Raw genomic sequence first — 15,549 nt, 5'->3', positions numbered from 1 at the left:
CTGCTGCCCTCGTTGCATCACTGTCAGCCCAGGCCAGCTTCTTTGAGCTGGCGGTTCACACTTTCGGCCAGTTGGTCGAGGCCTTCATCAACGGGTACTTCTTTGGCCACCATCTTCTGCAGCATTGCCGCCCATTCTGTTGTCAGATCGAAGAACAACGGCTGTGCCGTGAACTTGATCGATGCGCCATCAGCCGAGGCATCGAACATTTCAACATAGCCTGGGTATTTTGCAGCAATCTTGTCGCGATAGGTTTGGTCAGCCCAGACGGACTTGCGAACCGGGTTGGTCAGATCCATTTCGCGCGCACCAAACAGGTCGTGCTCAGGGCCGGTTGCCCATTGCAGGAAGTACCATGTCGCGTCCTTCTGTTTGGAGAAACTCGACATGCAAAGTGACCAGATCCAGACATTGGGTGTCGGACCTTGAGCTTCCGGATTTGGCTTGAAGGCTGCATAGGCGAGGTTGCCCATTTCGGCATTGCCCGGTCCGTTCATGAAGTAGCCGAGGCAGTCTGCGTCATAGATGAGCGCTGATTTACCTGCGCCAAGATCGGTGCCGACTTGGTACCAGGTGTGCGTGGACCAGTCAGGCGCACCTGCTTCCTGGATCATCTGCACCCACTTCTTATGGTAATCCTTGGAGATATTGGTGTTCATGGCCGCAGACAACATGCCGTCATCCGCAACTGTCAGGTCTTTCTGGCCGAAATTGGCATAGCCAGACAGGAAGCCTGCGTGGATCGTTGCCCAGCTGCGCGAGCCCCGAACGCCGACGCCGTACCCGCCGGGAAGCACGCCTTTGGCCTTTTTGCCAGTTTCGATCAGCTCATCAAGTGTAGTTGGAATCGTCAACTTGTTGGCGTCGAAAATACGCTTGTTATAGGTGATATTGTTCATTTCATAGGCCATCGGGATACACCATTGCTTGGCGTCTTCCGATCCGAGTTGTCCACCCGGCTGACCATTCCAAGCGCAACTGTCGACAACAGGCTTCAGGAAGTCATCCCAGTTGTAGTTCGGGTTGGTCTGGCTGGCATCGGTTATATAAGGTTTGAGATCTTCGATCCAGCCTGCAGGGCCATAGGTCCATGTCATATATGCACCCGACATGAAGGCATCATATTCTGTTGAACCGGATGAAAGTGCTGCTGTGACCTTGTCGAAATAGACATCTTCCGGGAAGACGTCATATTTGATGTCCATGCCGGTCAGCTCTTTGAACGCCGCAAGATTGGCGATCATTGCGTCGGTATAGGGATGCTTGTTGAGCAAAAGTTTGACGGTTTTACCCTGGTGTTTTTTCCAGTCGAAATCAGCGGCGAGGGCACGGGTGGCGCTCAGATTCAGAAGAACCGATGCAGACGACACACTCATTCCCATAATGCCGAGGCCTTTGATCAGGCTGCGACGGCTCATCTGCCCGCGCTGAAAAGCTGCGATCAGGTCTTTTTCTTTATCGTACAATTTAGTTCCTCCCAGAAGGCCCCCTCCTCAAGGGGCGTATGACAAAAGGTTCCTTGCAGTTACTTCGTCAACGATCAGGCCTGAAAGCAGACCGGATTTTAAAACGGCGCGGATTGCACCGACCTTATCCCGCCCCCCTGCAATTGCGATCAGGCGGCTTCTTCTCAGCACGTTGAGGTCGAGCGTGATCGAACGCGAAGTGAGTGGCGTTTCGACGTGCTTGCCTTCTGTGTCGAAGAAGTATCCCAGAACCTCGGCCCTTGCTCCCATGGCCTTGATGCTGGAGATTTCTGCGCGATCGATCATGTCGGCCGCGACCAGTTGTGCATCAGCTTCTACATTGCCAATGCCTACGATTTTCACCTCGGATGCTGCCGAAAGCTCGAAGACGCCCGCAACGCCGCGCTGCGAAAGCAGGACTTCGCGATCTTCTGGTGTGTTAGCCGCAAACGGAACTGGCAACATATAGGCCGGTGCCGATGTTTTTTCGGCGAGCTTGTGAATGACGTCATGCGGGTTGGCTGCATAGTTGCGTGCAAGCCCGCCAATCAGTGAAACAAACCGGATGCCGGATGTTTCGATACGCCGCAGATGCGATGCAGCCGCCGCCAGCGTGCGGCCATGACCAATGCCAAGCAGCTTATATTGCTGCGAACCGATCAGCCTGTAGAGGAAATCCGCGCCACGGATACCGAGAGCCCGCAAAGGGATGCCTTCTTCGTTGAGATCTGGGGCGACTTCACAAACCTCAAGCCCGTATTCTTGTCTCAGGTTGTTCTCAAGGCGAATGCATTCGCCGATCTCGCCTTCGATGGTGATGTTGACCGCACCAGCCTGAACTGCGCGGGCGATGAGACGATGTGTTTTGACCCGTGGAAGATTGAGTCGGTCGGCGACCTCAGACTGAGTCATGCCGCCTGCGTAATGCAGCCACGCCGCTCGGATCGCCAAATCGTCCTCACTGTCAAACACTGCCGCCAAAGTCGCCTCGTGTAATAAAGTTCACAGAATGAACAATTGTTAATCTTCCGCACGATGCATGTCAACGGGCAACTCATCACGGACATTTTCCGTGATGAGCGCTGCCTCTATCCAAATTTTGGGGATGGGTTGCGACAAATGAAATTAAGCGAACAGTAAATGCTCAAACTGAACACGCTAACCGTAGCCTTTTATCAGCCTTTGTTCGACCTATGTCTCGATAAGAACCTATCAAGTTCTCTTTGCTGTGGTGCTTTGCCGGTGAAGGTTTCCACATAATGTGGAATGCGCGCGAGGCGCACCGCAGTTTGTTCCTGCGTTCGCATGGAAATGTAGCCGATCTGAACGAGATAGATCGTGCGTGCCCGGACGTCCGAGATAGCCCTGTCAAATCCGAAGCGCTCAAACATGCGGGACAGTCCTTCGAGCCGCAAGGCGTCGGCGGCGCGCACTTCCTCTTCGACTTGAACAGACTGAAGCGCCCAGCTTCTAACCGCGAATTCAAAGGCTGGGTCGAAAAGATCGCGGCTCAGCCAGCAATCAAAAATATTCAGAACGGCTTCTTCAATGGTTTCTGCATAGACATCAGTCTGGCGCAGCAGAGCGCCTGTGTTTTTTTCACGCCAACGTCCGATGAGAGCATCCAGCAATTCTTCTCGGTCTTTGAAGAACCAGTAGAAACTTGTTCGCGAAATATCGAGAGTTTTTGCAAGCGGCAGAATACGAACGGCATCCACACCGTTTTCGATCAGCGCATCATAGGCAGCCTGAAGCCATAAATCCGGCGAGCCGCGCCATCCTGCATCACTCGTTGTAGTTTGTTCCATTGTTGAATTTTTACCCGACCTCATTGGTTTGGCAAGAGCAATGTACATCTATGATTATTAAATTGACAGTTATGTACATTTATATTTAGCTCATAAAAAAATGATAAATGGGAACTCTTGATATGTCAGTCGATCCGCTGCTGCAGCCGCTTCAGATCAAGCATCTGACGCTTCGCAATCGCATTATGTTGTCCTCGCACGAGCCCGCCTATGCTGAAGATGGTATGCCGAAGGAGCGTTATCGCGCCTACCATGTCGAACGTGCCAAGGCAGGTATTGCTTTGACCATGACCGCGGGTTCTGCGGCGGTTTCAAGAGATAGTCCGCCAGCGTTCAATAATGTGCTTGCTTACAAAGACGAAGTTGTGCCGTGGCTGCGTGATCTCTCCGATGAGTGCCATGAGCATGGCGCAGCGGTCATGATCCAGCTTACGCATCTTGGCCGACGCACGCGATGGGATAAAGGGGACTGGCTGCCTTCGCTTTCATCGACGGGCAAGCATGAGCCTGCGCATCGCGCTTATCCAAAAAAAGCAGAGGATTGGGATATCGAGCGCATTATCGGCAATTATGCCGATGCTGCCGAACGCATGAAAGCGGCGGGTCTTGATGGGCTGGAACTGGAAGCCTATGGCCATTTACTCGATCAGTTCTGGTCGCCGCTGACCAATGAACTCGACGGCGATTATGGCGGTTCTCTCGACAATCGTATGCGCTTTTCGTTGCAGGTATTAAGTGCCATACGCGCGCGTGTCGGTTCCGATTTTCTGATCGGTATTCGCTATGTTGCCGATGAGGTGCTGGAAGGTGGATTGACCAAAAATGATGGCCTTGAGATATCGCGCAAACTCACAGAGAGCGGGCTCGTTGACTTTCTCAATGTCATTCGCGGGCATATCGAGACCGATGCCGGACTGACGGACGTCATTCCTATTCAGGGTATGCCCAGCGCGCCACATCTTGATTTTGCTGGCGAAATTCGCGCGAGCACAGGTATGGCGACCTTTCATGCAGCGAAAATTCAGGATGTGGCTACTGCGCGACATGCCATTGCTTCCGGGAAACTTGACATGGTGGGTATGACGCGTGCGCATATGACTGACCCGCATATCGTGCGTAAGATAATCGAAAAGAGGGAAGAGGAAATTCGCCCCTGTGTGGGCGCCAATTATTGTCTTGATCGCATTTATCAGGGCGGGTCAGCCTATTGCATCCACAATCCCTCGACGGGACGCGAGCTGACCATGCCGCATATCGTGCAGAGAGCGGAGAAAAGTCGACGTGTCGTCGTTGTCGGGGCGGGACCGGCGGGTCTGGAATTGGCACGTGTCAGTGCCGAACGTGGTCACAGCGTTACCGTGTTTGAAGCTGCAAACAATCCCGGCGGACAGGTGCGGTTAACGGCCCAAAGCCCACGTCGGCGTGAAATGATGGGCATCATCGACTGGCGTATGGCCCAGTGTGACAAGCTTGGCGTCGATTTCCGTTTTAATACATGGGCTGAGGCGGATGCCGTGCTGGAAGAAATGCCCGATGTGGCAGTGATTGCCACGGGTGGGATGCCGGATATGCAGACCCTGCGCGAGGGTAACGAGTTAGCCGTTTCGGCATGGGATATCATTTCGGGCGATGTTCGCGCTGGCACAAACGTACTGGTCTTTGATGAAGCCGGTGATCATGCCGGGCTACAGGCGGCTGAGTTTATCGCGGGATCTGGCGGTAAAGTGGAGATTATGACCGCTGATCGCACCTTTGCACCAGAGGTGATGGGTATGAATCTCGTGCCCTATATGCGCAGCCTTCAGAAAAAGGATGTGACTTTTACGGTGGCCTACCGCCTGCATGCAATCCGTCGCAATAATAATCAGCTGATGGCACGGATTGGCAGTGACTACGGCGGTGTCGGGTTTGAACGCGAATTTGACCAGATCATTGTCAATGACGGCACAAGACCGATGGACGATCTGTATTTTGATCTTAAACCTCTTTCCCGAAACATGGGTGCCGTCGACTACGACGCGCTTATAGATGGAAGGCTGCAGAATACGGTCAGAAACAGGGATAGTGCCTTCGAACTCTATCGGATTGGTGATGCAGTTTCCGCGCGCAACACACATGCTGCAATCTATGACGGATTGCGGCTTGGCAAGGCGCTATAGCCTGACATCAGGTGGTATTACTTCAGGTTATGACCGTGCGGATATTTTTTGCATTTGTAATCTGTTGGGTCGGAACTATCGTGAATAACCAAGGGAACACTGGCGGCAAAAAAAACGAAACAGCCGTTAGAACAACAACTGCTCCAGCATCTGTTGCAGAAATTCTGAATCTGCACGTCGCGGAATGATGGGACAATCGTAATGAACGATCAAAATGGGGAGTTTGCTTGTTGAACGCAATGCGGCCGACACTGGTGTCCGACACAGCGAATGCAACCGCTCTCGCGCCAAAACTCATTCGTCTTGAAGGGCTCACCAAGCATTTTGGCGCACATCGCGTTCTCGAAAATATCGATCTGGATGTCGCACAGGGCGAGGTCCTCGCGATCATTGGTCCGAGTGGTTCAGGCAAAAGCACGCTGCTGCGCTGTATCAATTATCTTGAGCAGCCCGATGGTGGTTTGATTACAGTGGGCAAGGTGACGCTTGATGCCACGCAACAGCCGCGTAAGGCGCAGCTGAAAGAACTGCGCAACACGGTTGGAATGGTGTTCCAGTCGTTCAATCTTTTTCCGCATATGAGCGTTCTCCGCAATGTCAGCCTGCCGCAGGAGCGTGTGTTGGGCCGCAGCCGCGCAGAGGCCGAAGAAAGGGCGCTTCAACTGTTGGAGCGTGTCGGTCTTGCCGATAAAGCCACGCAATACCCAGGACGTTGTTCTGGTGGACAGCAACAGCGTATCGCAATTGCGCGCTCGCTGGCGCTTGATCCGCAGGTGATGCTTTTCGATGAGCCGACTTCAGCACTTGATCCGGAACTGGGTCTCGAAGTTCTGGCCGTGATGCGTGAACTGGCGGAAAGCGGCATGACCATGCTGGTCGTCACGCACGAAATGGGCTTTGCCGAAAATGTTTCGGACACTGTGATGATCATGGCCGATGGCAAGATCATCGAAAAAGGTGCGTCGAAGGACATCATGCGCAATCCGCAAGAGGAGCGCACGAAGCGGTTTCTTCGTGCGGTGCATGACAGATGACAGCAGATAATGTTCTTCTCATCCTCAGTGGCTTGCCTTGGACTCTGGCACTGACGTTAGGCTCGTTTGGCATAGGCTGCATTCTTGGTGTGCCATTACTGGCTGCCCGCAGAGCCAGTTTCGCACCCATTCGCTGGTTAGCAGCTTTCCTCATTCAGATCGTGCGCGCGCTTCCTCCCATCCTTTGGCTTTTCATTATCTTCTTCGGTATCGGTATGGGCATCATGCCGATTAACCCATTCGTTGCAGCCCTGATCGGTCTTGGTTTGATTGCATCAGCGAATATGGCTGAGATCTATCGCGGTGCGCTGGCATCGCTCCATCATGGTCAGTGGGAGGCGGCAACAGCTCTCAACTTTGGAACGAGATACGCACTGATCGACGTTGTTGCTCCGCAGGCTTTTAGGGTGGCGCTGCCTTCAGCTGCCAGCTATCTGATCGGGCTGATGAAGGAAACGGCAGTCGCATCGACCATCGGCGTTGCGGATCTGGCATTCCGCGGTAATCAGGTGTCGCAGCTTACGTTCAAAGGTATTGAAGTCTTCGCGCTGGTCGGCCTGTTCTACATTTTCCTGAGCCTTCCGGTTGCATGGCTGTCGCGCTCTGCGGACAGCTATCTGAGAGCAAAGGTGGCACGCTGATGTTTCCCACCCTTGATGAATTTTACGAGTGGATGCCGGCGCTTCTGGGTGGACTTAAAATCAGTCTGCAAGTTGCTGCTTTAAGCCTTGCTATCGGGATTCCGCTGGGGCTTGGTCTGGCGCTTGGTGTTGGCGCCAAGTCTCGCGCTACGCGCTATGCGAGCTTGTTTCTGGTCGAGATCGGCCGTGGCGCGCCCGCACTGGTTCTTCTGCAATTCATGTATTTCGGTCTGCCCTCGACAGGTCTGACAATGACCTCCTTCGCAGCAGCAGTGGTGGCGCTTGCCTGGAATACTGGCGCCTATACGAGTGAAATCATCCGAGCCAGCCTGCAATCAATCCATCATGGTCAGCGGGAAGCGGCCGAAGCGATGGGTTTCAGTATGCTGGATGAGTTGCGCTTTGTTTTGTTACCACAGGCCTTGCGGGTGGCACTGCCCGCGCTGTTGGGCTTTGCCATCCTGATCTTTCAGAGCACCTCGCTCTGTTTCACCATCGCGCTGCCAGAACTTGTCAGCAATGCCTATGAAATCGGCGCCAACACCTTCCGATATATGCCTGCGCTGATGTTGGCAGGACTGCTCTATGCCACGATCTGCGTTCCAGCGGCATGGATCGTATCTTACGTGGAGAAGCGGTCGTCCGCTTATGCCGCGCGATAATTCACAATAACAAAAGGGGAGTCGCACATGAACAACGGGATCATTCGCAAGGGCATTATCGGTGTCGCAATGTTAATGGGGCTGTCGGCAACAGCCTTAGCACAGGATTGCACGCCGAAGCATGAGTTCAAAACCATTACGCCAGGAACATTGACGATTGCCGTCACCACCTATGCGCCGCATTCATTCATGGATGAAAGCGGCAAAATGAGTGGGCTCGACGGAGACATTGCGACAGAATTTGCCAAGCGCGAATGTCTGACATTGAAGCCTGTTGCGGTCGATCCGGCTGCAGCTATTCAGTATGTCCTGTCGGGCCAAGCCGATATCACCACCGGCGACTGGTATCGCACAGCCGAGCGAGCCAAAGTAATGAATCTTTCTTATCCGCTGTATAAGGATCAGATGGGCCTTTATTCCAAGGATGGCATCAAGACTGTCGAGGAACTGGTTGGCAAGAACGTCGGCACTGTTCAGGGCTATCTCTGGGTGACAGACGCCAAGAAGTTGCTGGGTGCTAATCTTCGCCTTTATCCGAATTCGGTGAACATGCATCAGGATCTCGCATCCGGTCGTATTGATGTTGGTATCGACGGATATTCGACAGGTGCCTATGCTGCCAAGAATGGCAACCTGAAGGACATCAAGGTCGAGATCGCGCAGCCTGACGATCGCATTCGCGCTACCAAGGAGGCAGCGCAGGCAAGTTTGCCTTATGCCAAAAGCGCAACGGATTTTGGCGCTGCACTCGACGCGAATATCGAGGAAATGCACAAGGATGGCACGATTGCCAAAATCCTGAAATCCTATGGTCTTGAGGAAAGCATTGGTGACACTGGCGCGCCAAAACTTATCGAATAGTCGATAAGATTACGACTTGATGCAGCGGATTGCCGCTGCATCCACCTCAACCAAATTCATATCGGAGACTGCAACGATGACTGTTTATGCGGTCAGCCGGAACAGCCAGTCGTGGTATGGGGAACAGGTCGGCATTCTCATTCTGGATGCTGCCTATCCCTGTGTGCCCGGCAATGTCGGCAATGCGACTACATATAAATACCCCGTGCGTTATCAGGAAGTGCGCGGCGCTTCCATTGATCGACTGCTGAACCAGCGCGATCCGGCGTTGCGTGATGCTTTCGTGGAAGCGGCACTTGAGTTGCAGGGGCGCGGTGTCAAAGCAATCACAGGTGCCTGTGGCTTCATGGCATATTTCCAGCAAGAGGTTGCGGAAGCGGTCGATATTCCGGTCTTTCTGTCGAGCCTGATGCAGATACCATTCATGCATGCAGTGGCGCGCGGTACGGTGGGCGTTATCACTGCCAATGCAGAACGTCTGACACCACGTCATTTTGCGGCAAGCGGCATTCCAGACACGGTTCCGATTGTGTTGGCAGGAATGGAAGATCAGGTAGAGTTTCGCGAAGCGATCCTTGAGGAAAAAGGAACGCTGGATACCGCAGCCATCGAACGGGAAGTTTGTGAAGTTGCCAAAAAGCTGGTCCGCGATAATCCGGAAGTGCGTTCCATTCTGCTCGAATGCAGCGATCTGCCACCCTATGCACATGCCGTGCAGAAGGTGACGGGGCGGCCTGTCTTCGATTTCATTTCAATGATCAATTATGTCCAGCAGACCGTAGCCTGTCGCCCCTATCAGGGCTTCATGTAAACTGCTTTATACTGAGGAGTTCCTGATGTCGCTTGATCACTATTTCCTCCTTGGCCGTTCCGGTCTGCGTGTCAGTCGCCTGGCGCTTGGCACGATGACGTTTGGCAATGGGGGCGTGAGAGGGATCGGCGGCTCGTGGGGCACAGATGAAGACAATGCCCGCACCATCTTCAATCATTATCTGGAGGTGGGCGGCAATTTCATCGATACAGCCGACTCCTACGGCGCGGGTCTTAGCGAAACGCTGGTCGGCAAGTTCGTTGCGGAAACTGCAAGTCGTGACCGGTTGGTGATCGCGACCAAATATTCAAACAGTCTGGAGCCCGGCAATGCCAATGCGGGCGGTAACAGTCGCAAGAACATGATGCGTGCTGTCGATCAGTCGTTGAAGCGCCTGAAGACCGATTACATTGATCTTTATATGGTGCACACTTGGGACGGCATGACCCCCGTGGAAGAAGTAATGCGCTGCTTCGATGATCTGATACGTGCTGGTAAAATCCGCTATTGTGGCCTGTCTGATGTGCCGTCCTGGTATGCGGCGCGTGCACAAACATGGGCGGAATCTCATGCGCTGTCGCAGCCGATCAGCCTGCAACTGCCATATTCGCTGGTCGAGCGCAGCATCGAGCAGGAATTTGTGCCGCTTGGACAAAACCTTGGACTGGGCATCACCGCCTGGAGTCCGCTGGCTATGGGGCTTTTGTCCGGCAAATACCGGGCGGGCGGTGAGGGTCGTCTCAATCGCGATAACGCTGAGGGATTGGGGCTCTTCACGGAGCGCAATATGCGTATCGTGACAGCACTTTCTGAAGTATCCGACGCTATAGGCAAATCAATGGCGCAAGTCGCGCTCAATTGGGTTGTGACACAGCCGGGTATTGGCGCAGCCATCATCGGCGCAAGTAAGCTTGCCCAGCTTGATGATAATCTCGGTGCGCTTGCGTTTGCGATCCCTGACGAGCTGCGCAAAAAGCTGGATGAGGCGAGTGCTATTCAACCGACTTATCCATATTCGCTTTTTGTTGCTGATTATCAGGCAGGTATTCTCAATACGGGTGTCTCGGTTGGCGATAAGCCCAGCGGGTATATGCCTGCGAAATTTGTGCCGAAGGTAGGTGACTACGCTTTTGGCAAATCCACCAAAGACTCGTGATATTTCAGAAAGAACAATCATGAATGACATGCCAGTCAAGGTGCGGTCTGTGGCCAGCATCGACCCAACACTATTTGTCCTGACGCTCGATTGTGATGACAAGCCCGGTATCGTTGCTGCCATCACCACGGAACTTGCGGCTGCGGGCGGCAATATCGTGGAGAGCAATCAGTTCCGTGACAAGCTGACCAATCGCTTTTTCATGCGCATCGCTTTCAGTGCTCCGCTTGGCATGTCACGTGATGCACTAGAGCGCGCGTTAAAACCGGCTGGCGAACGGTTTGGTATGAAATTCACGATTGCAGATGCGAGCCGCAAGCCAAAGATCGTGCTCATGGTGTCGAAGTTCGACCATGCCATGTTGCACCTTCTCTATCAGATCCGGGTTGGTTGGCTGAACGCCGAGATTGTTGCGGTGGTTTCCAACCATGAAGATAGCCGCGAGACTGCAGAGAACGCTGGAATTCCATATCTTTATTGGGCCGTGAATAGAGACAACAAGGCGGAGCAAGAGGCGCGATTGCTTGACCTGGTGCGTGAAACTCAGGCCGATCTGGTCGTGCTTGCTCGCTATATGCAGGTGTTGTCAGATAATCTTTCCAACCGCTTGTTCGGTAAGATCATCAACATCCATCACTCGTTTCTACCATCGTTTAAGGGTGCTAAGCCCTATCATCAGGCATTTGAGCGAGGCGTGAAACTGATCGGTGCGACAGCGCATTATGTAACGCCGGACCTTGATGAAGGTCCAATTGTCGAGCAGGAAACTGAGCGGGTGACGCACTCCATGAGTGCCGAGGATTTTGTGGCGACAGGCCGCGATATTGAGAGCCGGGTGCTGGCCCGCGCGGTGAAGATGCATGCAGAAAACCGCGTCATGCTGAATGGGCACAAAACCGTTGTGTTTGCGCAATAATCAATTCACCTCCAGCGAAAGCGCGCAATGGTTTTCGGGATAGGTTTTAGAGCATAATCCGACCGGCGTGAAACGAGGATCGATAAGATTATGCTTTAAATGCCAAATTCGGCATCTGCGCCTTGTTCCAGCAACCAGTCGCGAAACAATTCAGCGCCCCGCTTTGGTGGGCGCTGGGCTGGCATGACAAGATGGATGGTATCACCAGAACGGTTGAAAATATCGATTGCGGGAACGAGGCGACCGGCCGCGATATGATCGCGAACAAGATGTTTCCAACCAAGTGCAATGCCCTGACCGAACACCGCAGCTTCAATGGAACTAAGAGCATCGGTAAAAACGAAATCCTGTTCTATGCGCGGGTTCGGCACCCCGCTGCGTTCAAGCCATTCCCGCCAGCCAAGCCGGGACCGATGCCGCTCTTCAAAATGCAATAATGTATGATTGAGCAAATCTTGCGGGGATTTGATTGCCCCATGTTCTTCCAGATAGGATGGACTGCACACCAGCCACACTTCTTCAGTCACAAAAGGCCATGATCGAATGCCCGGCCAATTTCCATTGCCAAGGCGTGCCGAAACGTCGATGTCTTCTTCCAGCATATCCTGATCATCACGGCTGCTTTCTTCGATGCGAAGGGCGACGTCGGGGTGCTTTTCCTTGAAGTTTTTCAGGCGAGGCAACAACCACAGCTGCACAAAGGATGATGAGAACGACACCCGAATAATATCGCGTGAATGCTTCTTGCGCATGGACGAGATGACCATGTGCAAATGATCGAACGCTTCCTGCGTTTCGCGATAGAGCCGTTGCCCCTCAGCCGTTAGCTCCAGACGACTGCGATCTCGCCTGAAAAGCTTCAGGCCGGTCGCTTCCTCCAGCAGTTTGATCGTTTTACTCACCGCTGGCTGGCTGACGTTCAACTCTTCCGCAGCCGCCGTAAAGCTCAGGCGGCGGGCCGCTGCCTCAAACACGAAAAGATAATTGGCAGAGGGGATCAGCGAGCGGAGTCTATGCATAATCTGAAGTTATACCTATGCAGATTTTTTATCAAGCTCACAGCGTCGAGAACCCTCTGTAATGTAATGCCAAATGGGACCACCCGGCTACCTCTTTTGAGGGCTGGTCATCCCCACAAAATATGACATGGAAGGGAACTTGGAATGCAGACTCATGCACGCGCGGTGGTTATCGGGGGAGGGTGCGTTGGTGCCTCAATTCTTTATGGTCTGGCAAAAAGAGGTTGGTCGGATGTGGTCTTGTTGGAACGCACCCAGCTTACCGCTGGCTCTACATGGCACGCTGCCGGTCTGATCCCTTCCTATGCACGCAACATCAATATTGGGCGCATGATCAACAAATCCATTGAGATTTATGAAGGACTGGAAGCTGAGACAGGACAACATGTTGGCTGGCACAAATGCGGGCAGCTGCGCATCGCCAATACGCGCGACCGGCTTGACGAATATAAGAGCTATATGAGCGTTGCCGAGGTGCAGGGCATTCGGGCAGAACTCGTTTCTCCGGCACGTGCTCGTGAATTATGGCCTTTGCTTGAAAACAATCCTGACATGCTCGGCGCGCTCTATCATCCTGATGATGGCCATATCGCACCTGCTGATGTGACCATGGCACTCGCCAAGGGCGCGCGTGATAAGGGTGCCAAGATTTATCTCAACACGCAGGTGAATGGCTTTGAGCGTCTGCCAAGCGGTGAGTGGAAGGTGAAAACCAATAATGGTGACATCATCTGCGAACACATTATTTCGGCAACCGGCAATTATGCTCGTCAGACCGGTGCGATGCTGGGGCTTGATATTCCGGCAATTCCGATTGTCCACCAGTACTGGATCACTGATGCCGTACCGGAAGTGATTGAGCGCAAGCGTCAGGGCCTGCCGGAAATGCCAATCCTGCGTGATGAAGGATTTGAAGGCTATCTGCGCGAAGAGGGCGACGGCCTGATGTTTGGGCCTTATGAAAAGACCGAACATCTGAAGTTGTTTGCTGAAAACGGTGTGCCTGAATGGTTTGGTGCGGATCTTCTGGAAGAAGATTTTGATTCCGTTTCGTGGAACTGGGAGAAGGCGATGGAGCTTGTGCCGACGCTTGGCCGCGTTGGCATCAAGGCCAATGTGCGTGGACCATTCCAGATGACAGCCGACGAGTTGCCGCTGGTCGGCCCTGCCTGGGGGCTGGATAATGTCTGGCTCGCAGAAGGTGTACCGGGCGGTATTCTGTGGGGTGGTGCTATCGGCTATTATCTCTCTGAGCGTATCGTTGAAGGAAGCAACAGTATCGATACGAGCGAACTCGACCCGCGCCGTTTTGGTGATTATGCCAACAAGAACTGGACCCGCGAAAAGGTGCGAGAAGCGTGGGGCACCCATGCGGACCAGCACTATCCGGGTCAGGACATGCCCGCAGCGCGTCCGCAGAAAACTGCGCCGTCCTATGATCGGTTGACGGAACTGGGTGCTGTCTGGGGCTGCCTCAATGGCTGGGAAATGCCGAACTGGTTTGCACCGAAGGGCATGGAAGCCAAGGATCAGTACAGCTGGCGTTGGACCGAAAAGGGCAAATATGTTGGCGAGGAAGTCGAAGCCGTGCGCAATGCTGTCGGCCTTGTTGAAATGACGCCGATGACCAAGTTTGAAGTCAGTGGTCCGGGCGCAGAAGCGTGGCTTGACAGTATTCTTGCTAATCGACTGCCGAAAGTGGGTCGCGTTAATCTCGCCCATCATCTGACGAAAACGGGCGGAGTGCAGGCAGAATATGTTGTAGCGCGCATGGGTGATGACAGCTTTTATATGATTTCCACACCGCGTGCCGAACGCTGGAATTTCGACGACCTGTCAAAGCTTCTGCCAAAAGACGGCAGCGTGAGCTTGCGCAATGTCACCAATGATCGTGGCTGTTTCACCATTGTTGGGCCGAAAGCCCGCGAGGTTCTGCAATCGCTGACAGAGATCGATCTGTCCAACGAGGCATTTCCGTGGTTTGGCATCAAGTCGGGAACGGTTGGTCTTGCCAGCGATGTGCGTCTGCTACGCGTCAATTACGAAGGCGAGCTCGGTTGGGAGCTCTATCATCCGCTCGCTTATCAGCGGCATTTGCTGGAAGCGTTACTGACTGCAGGCAAAGAGCATGGCTTGCGTCTCATCGGGCTGCATGCGCTGGAGTCGCTTCGCCTCGATAAATCCTATCGTGCGATGTATCGTGACATGAACCCTGAGTTAAGCGCCTGGGAAAGCGGTCTTGAGCGCTTTATCCGTCTCGACAAGGGTGACTTCATCGGCAGGCAGGCTCTTCTTGCAGAAAAGGAGCGCGGTATCAAACAGCGTTCCGTGACACTTGCCGTCGAAACAGATGGAGCCAGCACGCTGACCGCGGAAGGCGTGTATCACGATGGCAAGCTCGTTGGACGTGTTACATCGGGTAGTTATTCCTATACTTTCAATCACGATATAGCGCTGGCTCTGCTGCCTGTTGATCTGGGTGTGCTGGGTACGGAGCTGGAAATCCCGGTTCTGGGCGAGATGCGCAAGGCGCGCGTGATTGAAGAGTCGCCTTATGATCCGGAAGCCAAGCGTGCACGTGTTTGACATGCAGATGACGCAAAGCCGCGTTTCTATTTGAGTGAAAGGTTAGCCTTATGAAGGCAATTGTCGCAGTAAAGCGGGTTGTAGATTACAACGTAAAGATCCGTGTTAAGGGTGATGGTTCAGGCGTTGAGCTATCGAACGTCAAGATGTCGATGAACCCTTTTGACGAGATTGCGGTTGAAGAAGCGATCCGTCTGAAGGAAGCTGGCAAGGTCACGGAAATCATCGTGGTTTCGGTTGGTCCGGCTCAGGCGCAGGAAACGTTGCGTACTGCTCTCGCCATGGGTGCTGATCGCGCTATTCTGGTCAAGGTTGATGAAACTGTTGAGCCGCTTGGCGTTGCCAAGGTGCTGAAGGGCGTGGTCGAGGCTGAACAACCAGACCTCGTATTCCTCGGCAAGCAGGCGATTGACGACGATGCCAACCAGAC

14 protein-coding genes are annotated in these 15,549 nt (G+C 53.5%); 10 read left to right on the top strand and 4 right to left on the bottom strand.

Annotated elements, in window-relative coordinates:
- Positions 1–23: 23 nt before the first annotated feature.
- The 3 genes from CEV32_RS15675 to CEV32_RS15665 all read right to left on the bottom strand — a co-directional run bounded on the left by CEV32_RS15675 (position 24) and on the right by CEV32_RS15665 (position 3,274).
- Positions 24–1,466 (bottom strand): extracellular solute-binding protein, encoded by a 1,443-nt coding sequence (locus tag CEV32_RS15675; protein WP_094578061.1) that lies wholly within the window; start codon positions 1,464–1,466, stop codon positions 24–26.
- A gap of 27 nt (positions 1,467–1,493) precedes the next feature.
- Positions 1,494–2,378: a sugar-binding transcriptional regulator gene (locus CEV32_RS15670; RefSeq protein WP_374883608.1), complete on the bottom strand. Its 885-nt coding sequence runs from the start codon at positions 2,376–2,378 to the stop codon at positions 1,494–1,496.
- Positions 2,379–2,641: 263 nt separating this feature from the next.
- The gene (locus CEV32_RS15665) at positions 2,642–3,274 is read right to left on the bottom strand and encodes a TetR/AcrR family transcriptional regulator (RefSeq protein ID WP_094578060.1); all 633 of its coding nucleotides are present in this window, start codon (positions 3,272–3,274) and stop codon (positions 2,642–2,644) included.
- Between the two features lie 122 nt (positions 3,275–3,396).
- On the opposite strand from CEV32_RS15665, the gene CEV32_RS15660 reads away from it, so the two are divergent.
- The 8 genes from CEV32_RS15660 to purU all read left to right on the top strand — a co-directional run bounded on the left by CEV32_RS15660 (position 3,397) and on the right by purU (position 11,514).
- Positions 3,397–5,433, top strand: a complete 2,037-nt coding sequence (locus CEV32_RS15660) for an NADH:flavin oxidoreductase (RefSeq protein ID WP_094578059.1) — start codon at positions 3,397–3,399, stop codon at positions 5,431–5,433.
- A gap of 239 nt (positions 5,434–5,672) precedes the next feature.
- Positions 5,673–6,467 (top strand): amino acid ABC transporter ATP-binding protein, encoded by a 795-nt coding sequence (locus tag CEV32_RS15655; RefSeq protein ID WP_094578058.1) that lies wholly within the window; start codon positions 5,673–5,675, stop codon positions 6,465–6,467.
- A complete protein-coding gene (locus CEV32_RS15650; protein ID WP_094578057.1) occupies positions 6,464–7,108 on the top strand; it encodes an amino acid ABC transporter permease in 645 nt (214 codons plus the stop codon). The genes CEV32_RS15655 and CEV32_RS15650 overlap by 4 nt, the downstream gene beginning before the upstream one ends.
- The gene (locus CEV32_RS15645) at positions 7,108–7,770 is read left to right on the top strand and encodes an amino acid ABC transporter permease (RefSeq protein WP_094578056.1); all 663 of its coding nucleotides are present in this window, start codon (positions 7,108–7,110) and stop codon (positions 7,768–7,770) included. The genes CEV32_RS15650 and CEV32_RS15645 overlap by 1 nt, the downstream gene beginning before the upstream one ends.
- A 27-nt stretch (positions 7,771–7,797) precedes the next feature.
- Complete coding sequence (locus tag CEV32_RS15640) at positions 7,798–8,631, top strand: substrate-binding periplasmic protein (RefSeq protein ID WP_094578055.1); 834 nt, start codon at positions 7,798–7,800, stop codon at positions 8,629–8,631.
- Between the two features lie 76 nt (positions 8,632–8,707).
- Positions 8,708–9,442 (top strand): aspartate/glutamate racemase family protein, encoded by a 735-nt coding sequence (locus tag CEV32_RS15635; protein WP_094578081.1) that lies wholly within the window; start codon positions 8,708–8,710, stop codon positions 9,440–9,442.
- Between the two features lie 25 nt (positions 9,443–9,467).
- Positions 9,468–10,598: an aldo/keto reductase gene (locus CEV32_RS15630; RefSeq protein WP_094578054.1), complete on the top strand. Its 1,131-nt coding sequence runs from the start codon at positions 9,468–9,470 to the stop codon at positions 10,596–10,598.
- Between the two features lie 19 nt (positions 10,599–10,617).
- A complete protein-coding gene (gene purU, locus CEV32_RS15625; protein WP_094578053.1) occupies positions 10,618–11,514 on the top strand; it encodes a formyltetrahydrofolate deformylase in 897 nt (298 codons plus the stop codon).
- A gap of 95 nt (positions 11,515–11,609) precedes the next feature.
- Here the strand turns inward: purU and CEV32_RS15620 are convergent, their stop codons facing one another.
- Positions 11,610–12,533: a LysR substrate-binding domain-containing protein gene (locus CEV32_RS15620; RefSeq protein WP_094578052.1), complete on the bottom strand. Its 924-nt coding sequence runs from the start codon at positions 12,531–12,533 to the stop codon at positions 11,610–11,612.
- Between the two features lie 144 nt (positions 12,534–12,677).
- On the opposite strand from CEV32_RS15620, the gene CEV32_RS15615 reads away from it, so the two are divergent.
- Positions 12,678–15,119 carry a GcvT family protein gene (locus CEV32_RS15615; protein ID WP_094578051.1) on the top strand — a complete coding sequence of 814 codons (2,442 nt, stop codon included), beginning with the start codon at positions 12,678–12,680 and terminating at the stop codon, positions 15,117–15,119.
- A gap of 50 nt (positions 15,120–15,169) precedes the next feature.
- On the top strand, positions 15,170–15,549 hold a 380-nt coding region (locus CEV32_RS15610), incomplete at its 3' end, for an electron transfer flavoprotein subunit beta/FixA family protein (RefSeq protein WP_143128843.1).

Origin of the sequence: Brucella rhizosphaerae (assembly GCF_002252475.1) — a bacterium.
In the GTDB taxonomy this organism is placed as follows: domain Bacteria; phylum Pseudomonadota; class Alphaproteobacteria; order Rhizobiales; family Rhizobiaceae; genus Brucella; species Brucella rhizosphaerae.
Note: the sequence above shows the minus strand (reverse complement) of the source record. Positions and strands in the feature narration are given on the sequence as shown.